The following is an 18,742-nucleotide window of genomic DNA, read 5'->3' as shown; positions in this document are numbered from 1 at the left end:
GCGGGGGGAGAACCCGGCTTAGTCCACCGGGAAGTTCGCGCAGGCGTCCGTTACCGGCGAAGCGCAGACGAACGAGTATTCGCCACTCCACTGCAGCGCGGTCTTGCCGGCTTGCACCGTTTGACGGACGGTGGGGTTGGTCTCGTAGGCGATGAAGGCCGAGCAGGCCGCGGCCGACAGAACGACCAACGAAAACGCGATTTTTTCAAAAATCTGATAACGATGTGGCATGGCAGTATCTTCCTTTCGGGTGGAATGATACCGCGAATAAGGGTTTTCACCTAGTAAATTGTGCGCTGCGCAAAAACTGGCTGACCACTGGTTGACCTTATGTCTTCGCGTTTTGAGCAGTTGGCTCTGGCCACTGTCAAGATCATCCGCGCCATCGTCTTCGCGCGCCGAACAGCCCTCAACCTCCCTCAATTGCAGCGAACCGGGCAATCTGACCGTTTTGCCATCTTCATGTCAGGGTTGGGCCATGACGGGTGGATACAATCAAAACCGTTGGGCAAGCCATGATTAGCGGGCCGGGCGGCGCGGGTTGCGCGCCACGGGTCAGGCAACAGGGCGTTCTGCTGGAATCAGGGGCTTGCCGGTCGCCGACGCGCGCGTGTTGCGCTGCGTCGCCGTTCGTTGGCTTGGCTGTACTAGCGGCAGGAGTGGCCCCATGAATCATCTGCAGTCGATGCGAGTATTCGTCAAAGTGGCGGATCTTGGCAGTTTCGCCCGCACGGCCAACGCGATGGGAATTTCCACCGCAGTGGTCACCCGGCACGTGGCCGATCTCGAAGAGCGTCTCGGCACCCGGTTGCTCAACCGGACCACGCGCAGTCAGTCGTTGACCGAGTCGGGCCGTGTCTATCTGGAGCGCGTGCGCCCCATCCTCGACGATCTGGAAGGCGTCGAGCAGATGGTCGTGGCGCGCAATCACGAACCCGTCGGCACCCTGCGTATCGTCGCGCCCGTGGTGTTCGGTCTGCATAACTTCGCGCCAGTGCTGCAGTCGTACGCCGAGCGCTATCCCAACGTCATTCCGGACGTCACCCTCGTGGATCGCCACGTCGATCTGGTCGAAGAAGGCTTCGACGTGGGCGTCCTGATTGCGCGGCAGATGCGCAGCGCCAGCATCGTCACGCGGCGGCTCACCACCGGCCATATGACGGTATGCGCGACGCCCGCGTATCTGCAGAAACACGGCACGCCGGTTCGGCCCGAGCAGTTGCAGGATCATCCGAGCCTGTCCTTGCCGTCCGAGTATGGTGGCGACGAGCGCGTGTTTTCGAGCATCGACGGCAAAGGGGACGTGCGGGTTCGTCCTACCAACGCCATCGTCGCGAACAACACAGAGATGCTGCGCCAGTTCGCGCTGCTGGGCATGGGCATCGCGATCCTGCCGAGCTATCTGATTGGCCGCGATCTCGAACGCGGCCGGCTGGTGCGGCTGCTGGGCGACTACCGCCTGCCGCAGATCGAGGTCACGATCGCGTATCCGAGCCGTCATCATCTGCCCGCCAAGGTCCGCACCTTCATCGATCATCTGGTCGAACACTTCAGCCGCACCGCCAGCGTTCAGCCGGGCGAGATGACGAATGCAGTCGCAGCGGCCCAGGCAGCGCGCGCTTTTGACGAAGAAATGGAACTGGTTCCGGCCGACGGCGACGACCTCCCGACGCCCGAGACGACGCGGCGCGTGAAGGCGTCGTCCGTGCCGACGCGCAAGGTGTCGCGCACGCGGCTGACGGAACAGCCCTCGCCAATCTGAGACCCGCCAACAGGCCACAGGCGGCCTTGCACGCCGGCGGTACTTGAGTGCAGGCGCGCAGGGAGGCGATACTGCTGCCTCCATGCGCGCAGGCAGCCAGCGCGGCGACCCCTCGCCGCAAGCTCGTGCGCGACACTGAGAGGAGCGCACCGAGTTGAACGTGACCTTTTCCGCAACCTCCCGCGAGGACGCGCATGCGTTGGTTGAGATCCGCGTCGCAGCCATGCGCGAAAGCCTCGAGCGGATCGGCCGCTTCGATCCCGGCCGCGCTCGCGAGGGGTTTCTGGCGTCATTTGAACCGGCGTTCTGCCGTTTCATCCTCGTGGACGAGGTCAGAGCCGGTCTGGTGCAGGTCGAGCCAGAAGCGGACCATCTGCTGCTGAATCATTTTTATATCGCACCGGCTTACCAAGGGCAGGGCGTCGGCGCAATCGTGCTGCGCACGATCCTCGCGGACGCGCAGTCGCGTGATATATCAGTGAGATTGAAGGCGCTGCGGGACAGCGATTCGAACCGCTTCTACCAGCGGCACGGTTTCACCAAGACGGGCGAAAGCGAATGGGACATCTACTATGTCCGTGAGCCGGTTCGCGAGCCGGGGGCAACACAGTAACGTGTGACGGCCTGCGGCACGCCGCGAAGCAGCCTCGGGCCCAACACTAACCGCTCACACCCGGCCCAAAACTCCCGCCGATCAGCGCCGTTACCGCTTCGATATTCGAGTAGTCCTGCTCAGGCAAGCCATCGAGCATGGCCAGCACCTCGTTGCTCGCGCCCGCTTCGCGAGCGGCGTCCACGAGACCATCCTTGTTGACCGGATAGGTGACTTCGCTGAGGACATCGGAAATCTGCAGATTGATCGCTTCGCCGGGGATAGCCGAGTTGGCCATGCACGCGCTCCTTGGTGGGTGATCCTGGTGTGTGGCCACAGGGGTGAGCTTCAGGTCTGCAGATGTTCGTCCTGACTCATGAAGCCGCGTTCCAGGTGGCGCGATTTCGGCAGCGCGATATGTTCCCAGTGTTGTGGTTTCGCGTTGTCAGGCGCGGCAAAGTCAGGCGCGGCGGGCGCGACGGGCGCCGCGTTGGCGCGCTCGGCAGCGAGACCGGCCGTGCTATCGAGCGCTGTGTGAACCGGTGCCGCAAAGCACGAAGCCGACAGCGTGACCATCACCAACAGTGTCGAGGTTTTCATCGCCCGACCTCCTATGCTCATGCAGCGCAGAGACTGCAGCAAGCGCTGTGCCATTCCTGCGGCTGCAGGGGAGGCGCGCGCCTCGTGCGAGCCGTGACTAACGGCCAGCGCACTTCTTCCATCTTAGACGGCAAATCTTGCAAGCGCCGCCTAAACGCGGTGCGACGCAGCCATCTATTTGAAATCATGACAGAAAAACGGCTCTTGCGCAGACTGCCCGGCGGCGCTGGCCGCCCGCCAGGTGCCGCTAGCGCAGTGCCGCAAAGCGCGTCCACGGCCACGACGGGCGGTCCTGCATATAGCCGTTCAGCCAGTTCCATTGGGGATGGCGCTTCATGAACGCCTGGGCGTCGAACGCCCGCCCGCACGGATGGCCCCAGCGGGCGCTGAACGCCATCTCGCGGGCCATTTCACTGTCCACCACCTTGCCGTCGTTGGCGCCCCACGGGTTGAACGGCCCCTGGTCCGAACCGCCAAAGCGCGCGTCATCCAGTTCCAGGTGACCGCAGATGGTCCGCGAACACGGATTGTCGTTGCGGTCCAGATAGACGTCGTGATGGTCGGCGATCATCTCGCGCGCGAGGTCCACGTCGATCTTGCCGTGGTGGATCTCGGCGAGTTGCATGAAGCGCAGGCGTCGTGCACCGTTTTTGCGCACGTCCGTATAGTCTTCGCCCTCGCCGATGCATTCCTGATTGCGGATTTTCAGATCCGTCGCGGTGTTGTAGCCACTGTAGAAACCGTCTTTCGTACTCTCGAAGCCCGAGCAGTGCAGCCCGAGTTCGTAACGGGCGATCTCACCCGTCTTCACGTCGCCGAGCAGCCAGCTGTTGGCATAGCCACCGTTGTTGGCAATGGCGAAAATCTCGCACCACTCGCCAATGCTGTTCGCGTACTGCGACGCCCGGCGCGAGCGGTAGAACTCCGGCGCACCCGCTGGGTTGTAGCCGATGAAATCGGAGATGGTGGTTTCCGTCACCATCAGGCCCGCAGCCGTGACCCAGAAATCGGTGAGGCTCGAAATGCAGCCGGGCAGACCTTGCATGAGAATGCGGTGCCCGGTTTCCGGAACGATGTCGAACACGACGTTGAAGGCGTCGCCGGCTGCGTAACGGTCCCATGAGTTGTGGGCCATGACGATGCGGCCCTCGCGGGTCGCGCTGCCGGTGGCAATGAAAGCACTGCAATGATGACCGCGCCGGCCTCGCCACGGCTTCACGCCGAGTTGCGGCTTCTGGGTGCCCACATGGTTCGGCCACCAGCTTTGCAGCAGGTCCATGTAGCCGTTCCATGCCAGCACTTCGGCGAACGGCAGCTTTGCGCCGTCGGCGATGCCCTGGATTTCGTCGGCGAATTCGTTGTCGAGTTTGGGCGCGAATTGCGCCACCGCCGCATTGACGAAAGTATCGAAATCTTCGCCGGTGTCCCACTTCGCGAGGTAGCGGGCCGTGCGGATCGCCTTCTGGATTTCAGCGGCCAGCAACTGGCCGTGCTGCTCGCCACGGTCGTAGGGTTCGCCTTCGATATGCACGAAGATCCAGCCCGCCTGGTCGCGGCGTACGGCGTCGGTGGAGGGATCGCTCATCTTCGCTCCGGGTCGAAGGCGCGGGCGCACGCGACTCATCTCGAGGCGCCCGTGACGGCGTGCTGTGCTTTACTGAGCGCGGCGCGCAAAAACGCTGCGCGGTCTTGCTCGTTCTAGTGTAGTCACTGATTTTAGTCACTGCGCGCGCTCATGGAGCGCCGCGGTGCGCCCTCCGTCCTGCTGTCCTGCTGTCCGGTCGTCTGCCAGCCCGCTTCAGCGCGTCGGATTGAGGCGGAAATACGCGTCGAGCAAAGACGTCTTGTAGACCACGCCGGCAAGCGTCGGATGCGCGACGCTTTCGACCACCGGCAGCCGCTCGCCCTGGAACGCCAGAAAGTGCTGCAAGGCGACCCCAAGCGGCATGTCCGGCGTGAGCACGTCGAAGTGCGGCTGCAGATAGTCGGCGGCGGTCCGCTCCGAGGTGTCGCGCTTCTCGATCAGATCCGAGGTGATGTCCTTGAGCGCGACCACGCCGAGAAAGGCACCGGCCGCGTCCGCGACATACAGATACTTCACCGGATATTCAAGGAACACCCGCGTCATTTCCTGGACCGTGGCGCCGGGCTGCACCACGGTTTCCGCAGGGCGGATCAGTTCGCGCATCTGCGTGGCACGCAGTCGCGAACGCTCCTGCTCCTCGCGGTTACGGTGCAGCGTGATCTCGTACATCGAATTCTTGCCGATGGCGCGCGCCACGAAATACGCCACCACGCATGACAGCATCAGCGGCAGCACCACCTGATAGCTGAGCGTCATTTCGAAGATCATCAGAATCGCCATCAGCGGCGCCTGGGTGGCACCCGCCAGAAACGCGCCCATGCCGACCATCGTGTACGCGAACGGCGCCGAGGTGCCGTGCGGCCAGATGGAGTGCATGGCAAAACCGAATAGCGAGCCCACCACCGCGCCGACGAACAGGGTCGGCGTGAACACGCCGCCCACCGCGCCCGAGCCGACGGTGGCCGCCGTGGCGATCAGCTTGAATACCAGGACCGAGATGAGCGCGGTCCATGTCCACGGGGAATGCAGGATGGAGTTGACGACGCTATAACCGTTGCCCCACACCTCGGGCGACCAGACCGACAGAATGCCGACTACCAGTCCGCCGAGCGCCAACCTCACCGGCAGCGGCAACGGCAGCTTGCGAAAGGCTGCCTTCGACACATCCATCATGCGCAGAAACTGCGGCGCAGCGGCGCCGCACAGCAGGCCGAGCGCCACGAACAGCAGCACTTCGACCCCCGTCACCGGCGGAAAAGCGGGCATTTCATAGGGCGGCTGATAGCGCGTGAACTCACGCATGGTGATGTTCGCGACCACGGCGGAGACCACCACCGGTCCAAAGCTTTCCATTGCCATCGAGCCGAGCACGATCTCGGTGACGAAAAAGGCGCCGGCGATCGGCGCGCTATACGCCGAGGTAATGCCCGCCGCCGCGCCGCACGCGACCAGCAGGCGCAGACGTGCCGGGTCGAGGTGCGCCCAGCGTCCGATCAGCGATCCGCACAGCGCCGCGAGTTGCACCATCGGGCCTTCGCGGCCGATCGAGCCGCCGCTCGCAATCGTGAACAGCGACGACACACTGCGCCAGAAGCTCAGGCGCACCGGCACGACGCCGTCGCCGATCGCGACCGCTTCCATATAGTCGGTGTGGGTGTTCTTGTCCGTATGACGCCGCGCGACCAGCAACAGCAGGCCGGCGATCAGACCGCCCGCGGCGGGCAACCAGATGCGCTCGGTCCACGGCAGGCGTCGGGCCATGCCGACGAAGCTGCCCGACTGCCCGGAGATGGCCAGTTGCAGCAGCGAGATGCCCTCGCGAAACGCTATGGTCGACAACGCACCGCCCACGCCCACCACCACCGACCAGACCAGCATGGTGTGAGATTCCGACATCCGGAACAAGGTTTGAGCGCGGGTGCGCAGCTTCAGCAGGAATGAGAGCACGACGGCAGCAGATCCGATAAGGAGTGAAAAGAATCCGCGCGCAAGAATAGCATTGACGCCGCCGTGCGTGAGCAGCGCGGCGGCCAGGGTTTGCCGGGTTTGCCAGGATGGCGATCCTCGGTATGCGTCGCCCGGGTGACGTGGATGGCCGCTGCGGTCAACGTGTCGCCTTGTCGAGTTCCGGGTAGTGTCGGAAGATGCCCGTCTCGTTGTAGGCCAGTCGGCGTGGCGAGGCCAGATAGGCAGAGAGGTTAGGGCGTTCGGCGACGGCATCGTGCAAGGCGGCGAGGCGCGGGTAGTGCTCGCCGAAGTGCTTCGTGGCGCGCGGGAATGCGTAGTGCAGGCCGTCGATGAGCTGGAACATCGAGAGATCGACGTAGCTCAGCGCATCACCCACCATGTGCTGATCACCCGCCGGATTCTGCTTGAGCACGCGCTCGAAATACCGCATGAACTTGGGCATGCGCGTGTCGATGAAATCGTGCGCGCGAATTTTGGCAGCGTCCTTCTGGTCTTCGTAGTAAAGGCCGCTCGCCAGCGGATGATGCGTGTCGTGCACCTCGGTGACGACATCGGCAATGGTCAGTTGCAGACCGTTGGCGACGTAGCGCAGGTTTTCGTCGGCGGGCGCGAGGCCGAGCTTCGGGCCGAGATAGAAGAGAATGTTGGCGGTCTGCGGGATCAACAGATCGCCGTCGCGCAGAAACGGCGGCGCAAACGGCGGGCATGCTTCGTCCTTGCTGTCGAGCACCGCCATCATCGCGCCCGTGCCGCCTCCCTCCGACGACTTGCCGCGCACCACTTCGATGTAGTCCGCGCGGGCCTCTTCCAGCGCGAGCCGGACAAATTCACCGCGGCCCTGCAAACCGTCCCAATAGTAGAGTTCAAAGCTCATTCGATGGTCCTCATTTGATGGGTTCAGATCACGCGTCATTTCGGCGCGTTGCTTGCTGCGCGCATGGTTCGTGCCTCAAGTGCGCGTCCGTTTGTGTGTCGGGGTGTGTCCGTTTGTGCGTTCGTTTTTGCGTGTCTTGCGTGACATACCGCGTGACGTCTCTCGTGACATAGCGTGCGAAGCGTGCATGTGAACAGTATGACGCGTGCGCTCGCCGCCCGGGCAGCGAAAACGCACGAAGCCCCGCGCGCGGCGGGGCTGTCGGTGGCATGGCTAATGTGGCTCATGGCCGTGCCAGGGAAGGGTGCTGATAATCGTGCTGCCAAACGGGCTGTTACCAGGTAGGGCGCAACAAGCAGCGGCTAGGGATACCGCCGCCGTGACGCCTAGCCAAGGAAATGTTGCACGAGCCACGTGATGCCGAGGCCGCCGCCAATCAACCACACATACAGGATCAGACCCGTCGTCAACGCGCGCGGTCCGGCTTCGCGAATCTGCGAGATGCGGGTTTCGATGCCAAGCGCGGTCATGGCCATCGTCAACGCGAAGGTATCGAGCAGGTTGACGGTTTGCGTCGCGGAGGCGGGCAATACGTGCAGCGAATTCACCACCACGCAGGCGAGAAAGCCGAGCGCGAACCAGGGAATCGCCAGCTTGCGCGGCTTCTGCGCTGCATCCGCGCTGGTCCCGGCGTGTGCTGCATGCGCTGCGCCACGTGCCGGGCGGTTGATCCACACACCCACGGCCAGCAGCACCGGCACCAGCAGCATCACACGCGTCATCTTGACGATGGTGGCGATATGCGTGGCTTCCGGGCTCACGTTGCTGGCCGCGCCTACCACCTGGGCGACTTCGTGAATCGTGCCGCCGAAGAACAGGCCCGCGCCGACAGTATCCAGATGCAGCCAGCCTGCCTTCAGCAACGCGGGGTAAAGGAACATCGAGAGGGTGCCGAACAGCACGACGCTGCCCACGGCCATCGCGCTCTTGTGCGGTTTCGATTGCAGCGTCGACTCGAAGGCGAGTACCGCGGCGGCGCCGCAGATCGCGCTGCCGGCGGCCGTGAGCAACGCCGTGTCACGGTCGAGCTTCATCAGTTTCATACCGGCCCATGTTCCGACCGCGAGCGTGCTCACCACGATCAGCACCGACTCGACGAGTCCGGGCAGACCGACCTGGGCGATCTCCTGCAAGCTGACCCGCAGGCCGAAGAAGGCGACGGCGATACGCAGCAGCCGGCGCGCCGAGAAGTTGACGCCGGCCGCCCAACTGGCCGGCATGCCGTCGCGCAGGGCGTTGCCATAGATCGCGCCGGCCACGATGCCGACGATCAGCGGACTGAGGCCGAGCCCCGCGATGGCCGGCACCGAGGCGATCCGCGTGACGGCCGCGGCGAACAGGGCGACGAACAGGATGCCGTTGAGCTGTCCACGGGTGGCGGAACCCTCGTGAACAACCGATGCGGGGGAAACGGTAGAAGCAGGAGCGGTGGACATGATGTTCGCCAGCGGCGTGTTGAATGGGATTGGTGCTAATCCTAATTTGAATATATGGATATGAAAAATCGTCATTTGTGACATAAACTATCGGTTCACACGATAGTTATCCGCCATGACCCCCGATCAGCTTATAACGTTCGCCGCCGTCGCCGAGCATCGCAATATCAGCCGCGCCGCGGTCGCCTTGCACCTGTCGCAGCCCGCCGTGTCCGGCCAGTTGCGGCAGTTGCAGGACGAATTCGGCGAGCCGCTGTATTTGCGCGACGGCCGTGGCGTGCGCCTGACGCCCGCGGGCGAGCAGCTCGCGAGCTACGCCGCGCGCCTGCGCGACACCTGGCGGCAGGCGCATGCCTACCGCGACGCGCTGCGCGGGCTCGAGAGCGGCACGCTGCGGGTGGGCGCCAGCACCACGCCCGCCAGCTATCTGCTGCCGTATCTGATCGCGGAGTTTCACCGGCGCCATCCCGAAGTGACGCTGCATACCGTGGACGGCAACACGGCGGACATCATCGGCGCGCTGGCGTCGCTTGACATTGCGATGGTCGAAGGTCCGGTGGGGGTCGATTTGCCGCCGGACACCGCCGTGCACGCGTGGCACGAGGACGAGATCGTCGCGATCGTGCCGCGCGCTCACGCGCTGGCGCAACGGCACAGGCACGGCGCGCAGGGCGTGGGGGCGGCCGATGCGGCCACCGCTGATGCAACAGCCAACGCCAGCGCCAGCGGCACCACCACCGCCAGCATCGAACTCGCCGCACTTGGCGATTACCCGCTGGTGCTGCGCGAGGCCGGCTCGGGCGTCCGTCAGATGGTCGAGCGTGCCTTTGCGCGCGCCGGCGTGCCGATGCGCGTGGCACTCGAAATTGCCGGCGTCGAAGGGGTGAAGGAAGCGGTGCGCGCGGGCATGGGCATCGGTTTCGTGTCGGCCATGTCGATGCGGCACGAGGCCGGCGCGCTGTGTCTGTTTTCCCTCAGGCCGGAGCCGTTGACGCGGCGTTTTTCGGTGCTGATTCCGCATGCGAGTGCACCGTCCCGAGTGGTGGAGCGCTTTCTGGCACTCACCCAGATCGACTCGAAATAGGCAGCGGCGAGCCCGTCTCGCAGATTCGAAATATTTGTCGGTGCGCGATAAAAACATTCATTGCACTCGAATTACCGGTTGCTATACTCAATTCCAGTCGGTGGCGAATTCCCGGAATGAGCAAGGCAGCATTTAGGTAAACGGTCGCCAGGCGTGCAATTGTTTGCGTGAATGCTGAATTGATCGCTCTGGTCATTAATCAGGGTTTGGTTTCCTCTTTGCAAAGCATATCCCTGATGGGAGGGTAAAACTCGCCTCAGATTTTATCTCCATGTCATCCGACTATTTAGCGATTTATTTAGCTGGTTTATTGCGGATTTGTTTAAGGAGTTTCGAGGTGGCCATGAAGAATTTTAACGCGCAACCTTTTGCGCTGCCGTTCGACCCGCGTACCACGGCGCTCGTCATGATCGACATGCAACGCGACTTCATCGAGCCGCGTGGTTTCGGCGAAGCACTGGGTAACGACGTCTCGCTGCTGCGCACGGCAATCGTGCCCTGCGAAAAGGTTCTGAGCGCCGCGCGCGCCGCCGGCATGCTGGTCATTCATACCCGTGAAGGGCACCGTGCCGATCTGGCCGATTGTCCGCCCGCCAAGCTCACGCGCGGCGGCAAGACCTTCATTGGCACGGACGGCCCGATGGGACGCATCCTCGTGCGCGGCGAACCCGGTCACGACATCATTCCCGAGCTGTATCCGCTGCCGGGCGAGCCCGTGGTCGACAAGCCGGGCAAGGGTGCGTTCTATCAGACGGACCTGCATCTGATCCTGCAAAACCACAACATCAAGACGCTGATCGTCTGCGGCGTGACCACCGAGGTGTGCGTCACGACCACGGTGCGCGAAGCGAACGACCGTGGCTATGAATGCATCGTGCCGCAGGATTGCGTGGGCTCGTATTTCCCGGCATTCCAGAAGGCCGCGCTGGAAATGATCAAGGCGCAAGGGGCAATTTTCGGCTGGGTCAGTGATTCGGCAAGCATCGTCGAAGGACTGCGCGCCTGATTGCATAACGCTCGGAGCATGGCAGCCATGATGGCCCAGTGCATGAACCTGACAGCCTTGTCCATTGGCTGCCGTGTGCCGGGAGAAGATCCAGAGGCGCGCCATTACCGGATTCACAGCCGGTTTCGGCATGCCCTGAATCTGACGCGCGGTGACGGCAACCTGCTGACGCTGCTCGACGCGCGCTACGAGAATTCGCCGGCGGCAGTGCGCGTCGCCACGCCGGCAGCGTGGGACTGGCGCGAGCGCACCGCCGGTTCATCGACGGTGATGCTGGAACACGGCGTGATGCACGGCGAGGGCTGGCGGGTTTTGCTGGACGGCGCCGCGCGCTGGGCGCCACCGAGCTTCGAGGGTTGGTGCGGTCCGCTGCCCGCTCCCGAAGTGGCCGCGGCGCTGGCTGCGGAGTTAAGGCGGCATGTCGGCACAGAGGGCCTGCGCAGCGCGCTGCAGTGGTTGCCCGGTTGGCCGGCGTACGCACGCGAAGTTTCGCTGGGCCTGCACGACGATCTTCACCAGTTGCAGCAACAGGTGGTACGGCTGGTGGGATTCGGCACGGGGCTGACGCCGGATGGCGACGATTTCCTGCTCGGTTATCTCGCCGTGCTTACCCCGTGGCTGAATATCGAACCGGTTGCCGCACATCACGCGTTATTGAAACAGTTGATTGCGGCGCAACTCAGTCAGACCACTGACATTAGTCGCCATTATCTGCAATTGGCATTGCAAGGTGATTTTTCCGAGCCGGTGGCTCGCCTGGTTCATGCAATAAGCCGTCACGTTGATTTGAAGAAAATCAGGTTTGCGGCGGATTGTGTCATGCAGGTTGGATCAGCTTCGGGCACGGACAGTCTGGCTGGCGTAATAAGTGGATTAAGAACCTTGCAGGCAGCGCGGCATGAAGCCTTATCAATTGATTAACCGACGCGGTAATCGCAACAATTCCAGGTGATGAAATGGATATCAAAATAAAAATATTCAGGAATATGTATCAGGATTCCGTTTCCCTGATGCAGATTTCCGCACAGATCAGCAAGCTGCCGGGTATCGAGCAGGCGTCCGTGGCAATGGGCACGCCGGCCAATCTCGTGCAGTTGCGCGACGCCGGCCTCGACAACGGCGTGGACGCTGGGCCGAACGATCTGCTGGTGGCCGTGCGTGGCGAGAGCGCCGCGTGCGACGAGGCGCTGGCGCTCGCCAACGAACGCCTGACGAGCCGCCCCGCCGAATCCGCGGATGGCGCCGAGAAAGCGCCCGCCGCGACCAGCCTCGAAATGGCGGCGGAAGCCGAGCCCGGCTCCAATCTCGCGCTGATCTCGGTGCCGGGCGACTACGCGGCAGCCGAAGCGCTCAAGGCGCTCGCACTCGGCATGCACGTGATGCTGTTCAGCGACAACGTCAGCCTCGCGCAGGAAAAGGCCGTCAAGACGCTGGCCCGCGAAAAGCAGCGCATCGTGATGGGACCCGACTGCGGCACCGCCATCATCAACGGCATGCCGCTCGGCTTCGCCAACGTAGTACGGCGCGGTCCCATTGGCGTGGTGGCGGCCTCGGGCACGGGCCTGCAGGAAGTGACCTGCCGCATCGACCAGTTGGGCTCGGGCGTGTCGCAGGCGCTCGGCACCGGCGGACACGATCTGCACGAAGAGATCGGTGGCATCTCGATGCTGTTCGGGCTGGATGCGCTGATCGGCGATCCGCAGACCCGCGTGATCGTGCTGATTTCCAAGCCGCCGGCACGTCCTGTCGCAGAGAAAATCCTCGCGCGTGCGCAAGCGGCGGGCAAGCCGGTGGTGGTGCATTTCCTCGGTGCTCCGGCGCAGGAAATGGCCTTGCCGGGCATCACGCCGGCGCCCACGCTGGCCGATTCCGCGGCGATGGCCGTAGCGCTCGCGCAGGGCGTCGGCGTACCGGCTGCGTCCACCTGGTTGAGCGCGGCGGACACGGCCCGGCTCGACGCCGCGGCCGCTGCGCTGCCCGCGCGTCGCCAGTTGATTCGCGGTGTCTTCGCGGGCGGCACGTTCTGCTACGAAAGCCAGTTGTTGTGCCGCGAGCAGGGCTTTGCCGGCGCGTCGAATACGCCCGTCAAAGGCAATACGCGCCTCGCCGATATCTGGCGCAGCGAGGGCCATACGCTGGTCGACCTGGGCGACGACGATTTCACGCGCGGGCGTCCGCATCCGATGATCGACCCGACGCTGCGCAACGAGCGGATTCTCGCCGAGTGCCGCGATCCGCACACCGCCGTGGTGTTGTTCGATCTGGTGCTGGGCTATGGCGCCGCTGCCGATCCCGCGCACGAACTCATAGGAATCCTCAACGAGGCGAAAGCCGCGCAGCCAGGCGACTTCCAGTTGCTGATCTCGCACGTGTGCGGCACGGAAGCCGACCCGCAGTGCCGCAGCACGCAGATCAAGGCGCTGGAAGCGGCGGGCGTGCTGGTGGCCGGCTGTAATGCACAGGCAGCGTTGTGGGCCACTCAGGTCGCGCGGCATCAATTGCAAAAGTAACGGGGCAACCGAATGAACACACTCTTTGATGAACCGCTGAAAGTGGTCAATTGCGGTTTGGGCAATTTCGCGGAAAACCTCCAGCTGGCGGGTGGCGACGTGGTGAATCTCACGTGGCAGCCGCCTGCGATGGGCGACGTGGAGGCGGGTCTGGCGCTGGCCAGCCTGTTGCGCCATCCGCGCGTCGAGCAGGCCAATCAGCGCGCTTTCGAAGCGTATCTCGCGGCGCAGCCCGTGCTGGTCGACGTGCGCAGCGCCGCTGAAGCGATCCCCGCCATGACGCAGGGGCGGCGCATTCTGCACTCCGGGCCGCCTATTGCCTGGGCCGACATGTGCGGGCCGGTGCAGGGCGCGATTGTCGGCGCCATCCTGTTCGAAGGCTGGGCCGCCAATGCCGCCGAGGCCGAACGGCTGGCGCGCGACGGTGCGATCGAACTGGAACCGTGTCACCACTACCGTTGCGTCGGGCCGATGGCCGGCATCATCAGCCCGTCCATGCCGCTGTTCGTGGTGGAGAACAAGACCAACGGCGAATACGCGTACAGCAACTTCAACGAAGGCCTGGGCAAGGTGCTGCGGTTCGGCGCCAACAACGAAGAAGTGCTGCAACGCCTGCACTGGATGAAGGCGGAACTCGCGGGCGCGTTGAAGGCGGCCATCCGCGCGCTGGGCGGGCTGGAACTGAAGCCGTTGATGGCCCAGGCGCTGCATATGGGCGACGAAATTCACAACCGCAACGCGGCGGCAACGGGCCTGTTCCTCAAACGCATCATTCCCGCGCTGCTCGGCTGCGGTCTGCCGCTCGAGCAGATTCAACGCGCGGTCGCGTTCATGGCCGGCAACGATCACTTCTTTCTGAACCTCTCCATGACGGCCTGCAAGTCGATGCTCGACGCCGCCGCTTATGTGCCGTTCAGTTCGATGGTCACGGTGATGGCGCGCAATGGCGTGAACTTCGGCATCCGTCTCTCAGGCACCGGCGACCGCTGGTTCCAGGCCAGGGCGAATCCGGTGGAAGGGCTGTTCTTCCCTGGCTACGGCGTCGACGATGCCGCCGCCGATCTGGGCGACAGCGCCATTACCGAAACCGCGGGCGTGGGAGGCTTTGCAATGGCGTCGTCGCCCGCCATCGTCAAGTTCGTGGGGGGCACGCCTGCCGACGCCATCGGCCATAGCCGCCGTATGCAGTCCATCACGCTCGGTGGCAATCCGGCGTTCACTTTGCCGAGTCTCAACTTCGCGCCCACGGCCGCCGGCATCGACGCCCGCAAGGTGGTGGACCGCGGCATCCTGCCGGTCATCAACACGGGCATTGCGCACAAACAGGCCGGCGTCGGACAGATCGGCGCGGGCATTACCACGGCACCCATGCCGTGCTTTATCGAGGCGATTCGCGCGCTCGCGGATCAGGTAGATCAATGTTCAGGTAACGAATCATGAGAAAACCTCTGGCAATTGTCGCGGTAGGCGGCAATGCACTCATTCAGGATGACTTGCATAACAGCATCCCCGATCAATACGGCGCGGTGGCGGAAAGCGTGCGCCACATTGCCGACATGATCGAAGCCGGCTGGGATCTGGTGGTCACGCACGGCAATGGGCCGCAGGTGGGCTTCATCCTGCGGCGCTCGGAAATTGCCGCCCAGGAAGTGTCGCCGGTGCCGCTCGACTACGCGGTCGGCGATACGCAAGGGGCCATTGGCTACATGTTCCAGAAGGCGATGGGCAACGAGCTGCGGCGGCGTGGCATCGACCGTCCGGTGGTGGCGCTCGTCACGCAGACGCGCGTAAGCGCCGACGATCCCGCCTTCAGCCACCCGGCCAAGCCCGTGGGCGCGTTCTTCGACGAAGCCACCGCGCGTCAGCGTCAGAAGGAACTGGGCTGGACGCTGATGGAAGATGCCGGGCGCGGCTGGCGCCGCACGGTGCCGTCGCCCGAGCCGCTGGAAATCGTCGAGCACGCGGTGATCGCGCAACTGCTTGCGCAAGGCTGTGTGGTGATTGCCTGCGGCGGCGGCGGCATTCCGGTGGTGCGCGACCAGGACCGGCGTTTGTCCGGGGTCGAGGCCGTGATCGACAAGGACCTCGCTTCGGCGTTGCTCGCCGAGCAACTGGATGCGGATTTGTTGCTGATTCCAACCGGCGTCGAAAAAGTCGCCGTCAATTTTGGGACTCCTCAGCAACGCTGGCTGGACCAACTGAATGTTGCGCAGGCGCGCGACCTGATTGCCGAAGGGCAGTTTGGCGCGGGCAGCATGCAGCCGAAAGTCGAGGCAATCCTGCGCTTCGTTTCGCAAAAGCACAGCAAGGGCAAGGCCGCGAGTGGGCTGATTACCAGCCCGCCCGCCATCCGTGAAGCGCTCAAGCACAAGACCGGCACGTGGATTACGCCGTAAGCGTGACCATGCCGGCATTCCTGACCATAACGAAAAGAGGTAATCCTCAATGACAGCGACCACTTTACTGGCAGTCAACGGCACGCTGATGCGCGGCCTCGAACTGAACGTCAACATGACGCGAGCGGGCGGCAGCTTCGTACGCGAAGACAAGACCGATGCGCACTATCGGATCTGGAGCATCAACGACCGTCACCCTGGCATGATCCGCGTCGAAGAAGGGGGCGTGTGCGTGGCGCTCGAAATCTGGCAATTGCCGAACGCCTCACTGGCCGAGCTGTTGCTGAGCGAACCGGCGGGCCTGTCGATCGGCAAGATCCGCCTCGCCGACGGCACGCAGATGCTCGGCGTGCTGGCCGAACCGTGGCTCGTGGAAGGGCAAAAGGAAATCACCGCGCACGGCGGCTGGCGGCAATACACCGGTCATTTCTATTCCTGAATGATCTGAACGCGTGTCATGGCAGTTACTGGGAGTTTGAAATGCGTAAGACAGAGGTGAATCTCGCCACGGCCTCGGCGTGGCGTATTGCAATGATCCTGTTGGGGATTGCGGCGACCCCCGTGTTGCTGTCCTCGGCGAGCCTGGGCGGCCAGCTATCGGATGCCGATCTGGTGGAAGTCGTCGGCATTGGCGGCCTGATTCTGGCCATTCTCGCGTCCATCACCATTTCCGTGGGCGAGAAGGCGCGGCTGCCCACGTATGGCATCGTCAAATATCCGTTTGGCGAGAAGGGCGCGGTGGCCATCAATCTGTTGCTGGCGGTCAGCCTGTTCGGCTGGATTGCCGTCACGGCCAATATGTTTGGCCACTCCGTGCACGATCTGCTGGCGCAACTGGGCGTGAATGTCCCGTTGCCGGTGCTGGTGGTGATCGGATGCGTGATCTTCGTGGCCTCGACGGCCTTCGGGTTCGCCGTGCTCGGCAGGGTCGCGCAGTTCGCAGTGCCGGTCATTGCCGCGGTGCTGTGCTACATCCTGTATGTGGCAACGCATGGCTCGGCCAACGTGATCGCCAATGTGAGCAGCATGAACCGGGGCGTCGCGGTGTCGTCGGTGGTCGGCACGATCATCGTGCTGGTGGCGACCTTGCCTGATTTCGGCAGCTTCGTGCATAACCGCCGGCATGGCGTGATGGCTGCGGTGGTGACCTTTCTGGTGGTGTATCCGCTGCTGTACTGGGCTGGCGCCACGCCAAGCGCGCTGACCGGCAAGGACTCGTTGCTGGCGGCGATGGCGCTGTTCGGTGCGCTGGTGCCGGCCGGTTTGCTGATGGTGTTCGCCACCCTCACGGCCAACGCGGGGAACATGTTTCAGGGCACGCTGGTGGTCTCGACGCTCGCGCCCAAATTCCCGAAATGGCAGATCACCGTGGTGCTCGGCATCCTCGCCGCAATCGTGGGCTGCATGGACATCATGGCGTGGTTTATCCCGTTTTTGCTGTTCCTGGGTATCGCCACGCCGCCAGTGGCCGGCATCTACGTTGCCGACTTTTTCCTGTATCGCCGCCACGGCTACGATGAAACCGTCCTTGCCCGTGATTCGCAGATCAAACTGTTGACCTTCGTCGCATGGATCGCAGGTTCTCTGGTCGGATTCGCAACGGTGAAAGGTATACTCGTTTTGACCACCATCCCGTCACTCGATTCCATTCTGACCGCCTGCGTTTGCTATGTGATCTTGAGCCGCTTCTCGCCGGCGCGGGAAAGGGTCACGCCAGTGTAAAAGCGAATCGGCTAACGGCTTGTCTCGAATTGGCGAAGCTCAATCTGATTTCAGTTTCGCGCAGTTTGAGTTTGCTTGAGTTTGCTTAGGTCCGGCTTCGTGCATCACGGCGTCTTTGTTATGGAAAGGATCTGCAAGGGAGTCGGGATGCTGGCGTCGGACGAGGGAATTCGCGTTATACAAATGGTGGCGAAGTATCAAAGCATCAGTGCGGCGGCCGAGCGTTTGAACAAGGTGCCGTCGGCCATCAGCTACACCGTGAAGAAAATCGAAGAGGCGTTTGGCGTCGAACTGTTCACCCGCAAAGGTTGTTACATCGAATTGACCTCGGCGGGTGAATACTTCATCTCCTACAGCAAGGCCATCCTCGACGATTTCGACACGCTGCGGCGTAACGTGCAGATCGTTCATGAAGGCGGTGAGCGTGAGTTGAAGATTGCGGTGAACAACATCGTTCCGCAGTCGGCGATTACCGACTTCATTATGGACTTCGAGCGGGCGTTTCCTTCCACGCAGCTTAGCGTGCAGCGCGAAGTCTATAACGGCTGCTGGGACGTGCTGTATGGCAACCGCGTGAATCTGGTGGTCGGCGCACCGCATTCCGTGCCTACCACCGAGGGCGTGATCTGCGTGCCGCTGGGTCTGTTGACGTGGGACTTCGTGGTCGGTGCCGGCCACGCGCTGGCGGGGGAGGCACATCCTTTGCCCAACTCGCAGTTGCGGCGCTACCCGGCGGTGTGTATTCGCGATACCTCGGTCAACTTCAATCCGATGCAGGCGTGGTTGCTGGACGGACAAAAGGCCATCTTCGTTCCTGATTTCCATGCAGCGATCGCGCTCATCAAGCGTAACGCGGCAATTGGATATATCCCGACGCATCAGCGCCTGGATGCCGCCGGTGCGAGCCTCGTCAAGAAACTGACGCAGGAAGAGAAGTGCGCCACGCGGCTTTTTCTGGCGCACAGGCCGGAAGGGCTGGGCAGTGCGGGGCGTTGGTGCGTGGATTATTTCTCGCGTGAACACGTACGCCGGCATGTCTGCGGTGGCACGCCGCTACGGCCGGCAAACGATGAATTGCGGGCGGTGCCCGCGTAACGGTTCCTGACTATCCGGTTCGTTTGGTTTGAATGATCAGAATTGAGTGAAG

Annotated in this window: 17 protein-coding genes and 1 pseudogene; 11 read left to right on the top strand and 7 right to left on the bottom strand. The window is 63.2% G+C overall.

Translation table 11 applies throughout. The annotated features are described in order from the left end of the window. Positions 1-18: 18 nt before the first annotated feature. On the bottom strand, positions 19-231 hold the full coding sequence (locus D0B32_RS22145) for a hypothetical protein (RefSeq protein ID WP_117336445.1): 213 nt from the start codon (positions 229-231) through the stop codon (positions 19-21). Positions 232-667: 436 nt separating this feature from the next. Between D0B32_RS22145 and D0B32_RS22140 the strand changes: the two are divergent. Beyond that, a pseudogene (locus tag D0B32_RS22140) lies at positions 668-1,582 on the top strand (LysR family transcriptional regulator); the annotation flags it as partial. Positions 1,583-1,916: 334 nt separating this feature from the next. Further along, a complete protein-coding gene (locus D0B32_RS22135; RefSeq protein WP_259295092.1) occupies positions 1,917-2,375 on the top strand; it encodes a GNAT family N-acetyltransferase in 459 nt (152 codons plus the stop codon). A gap of 46 nt (positions 2,376-2,421) precedes the next feature. Here D0B32_RS22135 and D0B32_RS22130 read toward each other — a convergent pair whose 3' ends face one another. The 6 genes from D0B32_RS22130 to D0B32_RS22105 form a co-directional block, all read right to left on the bottom strand. Continuing rightward, entirely contained in the window at positions 2,422-2,652 is a 231-nt protein-coding gene (locus D0B32_RS22130) for a DUF2795 domain-containing protein (RefSeq protein ID WP_117336443.1), read from the bottom strand. Between the two features lie 50 nt (positions 2,653-2,702). Next, a complete protein-coding gene (locus tag D0B32_RS22125) occupies positions 2,703-2,954 on the bottom strand; it encodes a hypothetical protein (RefSeq protein ID WP_117336442.1) in 252 nt (83 codons plus the stop codon). Positions 2,955-3,201: 247 nt separating this feature from the next. Beyond that, complete coding sequence (locus tag D0B32_RS22120) at positions 3,202-4,539, bottom strand: C45 family peptidase (protein ID WP_117336441.1); 1,338 nt, start codon at positions 4,537-4,539, stop codon at positions 3,202-3,204. Between the two features lie 213 nt (positions 4,540-4,752). After that, entirely contained in the window at positions 4,753-6,486 is a 1,734-nt protein-coding gene (locus D0B32_RS22115) for a ClcB-like voltage-gated chloride channel protein (RefSeq protein WP_117336440.1), read from the bottom strand. Positions 6,487-6,643: 157 nt separating this feature from the next. Continuing rightward, positions 6,644-7,381 carry a glutathione S-transferase gene (locus D0B32_RS22110; RefSeq protein WP_117336439.1) on the bottom strand — a complete coding sequence of 246 codons (738 nt, stop codon included), beginning with the start codon at positions 7,379-7,381 and terminating at the stop codon, positions 6,644-6,646. Positions 7,382-7,767: 386 nt separating this feature from the next. Next, positions 7,768-8,877, bottom strand: a complete 1,110-nt coding sequence (locus tag D0B32_RS22105; protein WP_117336438.1) for a YeiH family protein — start codon at positions 8,875-8,877, stop codon at positions 7,768-7,770. A gap of 115 nt (positions 8,878-8,992) precedes the next feature. Here D0B32_RS22105 and D0B32_RS22100 point away from each other — a divergent pair, with 115 nt between their 5' ends. From D0B32_RS22100 to D0B32_RS22060, 9 genes are all read left to right on the top strand, one after another. Continuing rightward, positions 8,993-9,961, top strand: coding sequence for a LysR substrate-binding domain-containing protein (locus D0B32_RS22100; RefSeq protein WP_117336437.1), 969 nt, complete (start codon positions 8,993-8,995; stop codon positions 9,959-9,961). Between the two features lie 343 nt (positions 9,962-10,304). Beyond that, a complete protein-coding gene (locus D0B32_RS22095) occupies positions 10,305-10,967 on the top strand; it encodes a cysteine hydrolase family protein (protein ID WP_117336436.1) in 663 nt (220 codons plus the stop codon). 42 nt (positions 10,968-11,009) lie between these two features. After that, positions 11,010-11,888 carry a DUF2877 domain-containing protein gene (locus D0B32_RS22090; RefSeq protein WP_181969871.1) on the top strand — a complete coding sequence of 293 codons (879 nt, stop codon included), beginning with the start codon at positions 11,010-11,012 and terminating at the stop codon, positions 11,886-11,888. A gap of 35 nt (positions 11,889-11,923) precedes the next feature. Next, positions 11,924-13,477, top strand: coding sequence for an acyl-CoA synthetase FdrA (gene fdrA, locus D0B32_RS22085; protein ID WP_117336435.1), 1,554 nt, complete (start codon positions 11,924-11,926; stop codon positions 13,475-13,477). 12 nt (positions 13,478-13,489) lie between these two features. Further along, positions 13,490-14,917: a DUF1116 domain-containing protein gene (locus tag D0B32_RS22080; RefSeq protein ID WP_117336434.1), complete on the top strand. Its 1,428-nt coding sequence runs from the start codon at positions 13,490-13,492 to the stop codon at positions 14,915-14,917. After that, a complete protein-coding gene (arcC, locus tag D0B32_RS22075) occupies positions 14,914-15,873 on the top strand; it encodes a carbamate kinase (protein WP_117336433.1) in 960 nt (319 codons plus the stop codon). The genes D0B32_RS22080 and arcC overlap by 4 nt, the downstream gene beginning before the upstream one ends. Before the next feature lie 49 nt (positions 15,874-15,922). Beyond that, entirely contained in the window at positions 15,923-16,312 is a 390-nt protein-coding gene (locus D0B32_RS22070; RefSeq protein WP_117336432.1) for a glutamyl-tRNA amidotransferase, read from the top strand. Between the two features lie 41 nt (positions 16,313-16,353). Further along, a complete protein-coding gene (locus tag D0B32_RS22065) occupies positions 16,354-17,595 on the top strand; it encodes a cytosine permease (protein WP_117336431.1) in 1,242 nt (413 codons plus the stop codon). A 120-nt stretch (positions 17,596-17,715) separates the two neighbouring features. Beyond that, the gene (locus D0B32_RS22060; RefSeq protein WP_310591203.1) at positions 17,716-18,690 is read left to right on the top strand and encodes a LysR substrate-binding domain-containing protein; all 975 of its coding nucleotides are present in this window, start codon (positions 17,716-17,718) and stop codon (positions 18,688-18,690) included. The last annotated feature ends 52 nt before the right edge of the window (positions 18,691-18,742 follow it).

Origin of the sequence: Paraburkholderia sp. DHOC27, from assembly GCF_003429005.1 — a bacterium.
Classification (GTDB): domain Bacteria; phylum Pseudomonadota; class Gammaproteobacteria; order Burkholderiales; family Burkholderiaceae; genus Paraburkholderia.
The sequence above is the reverse complement of the archived record's forward strand: the minus strand, read 5'-3'. Positions and strand labels throughout refer to the sequence as shown.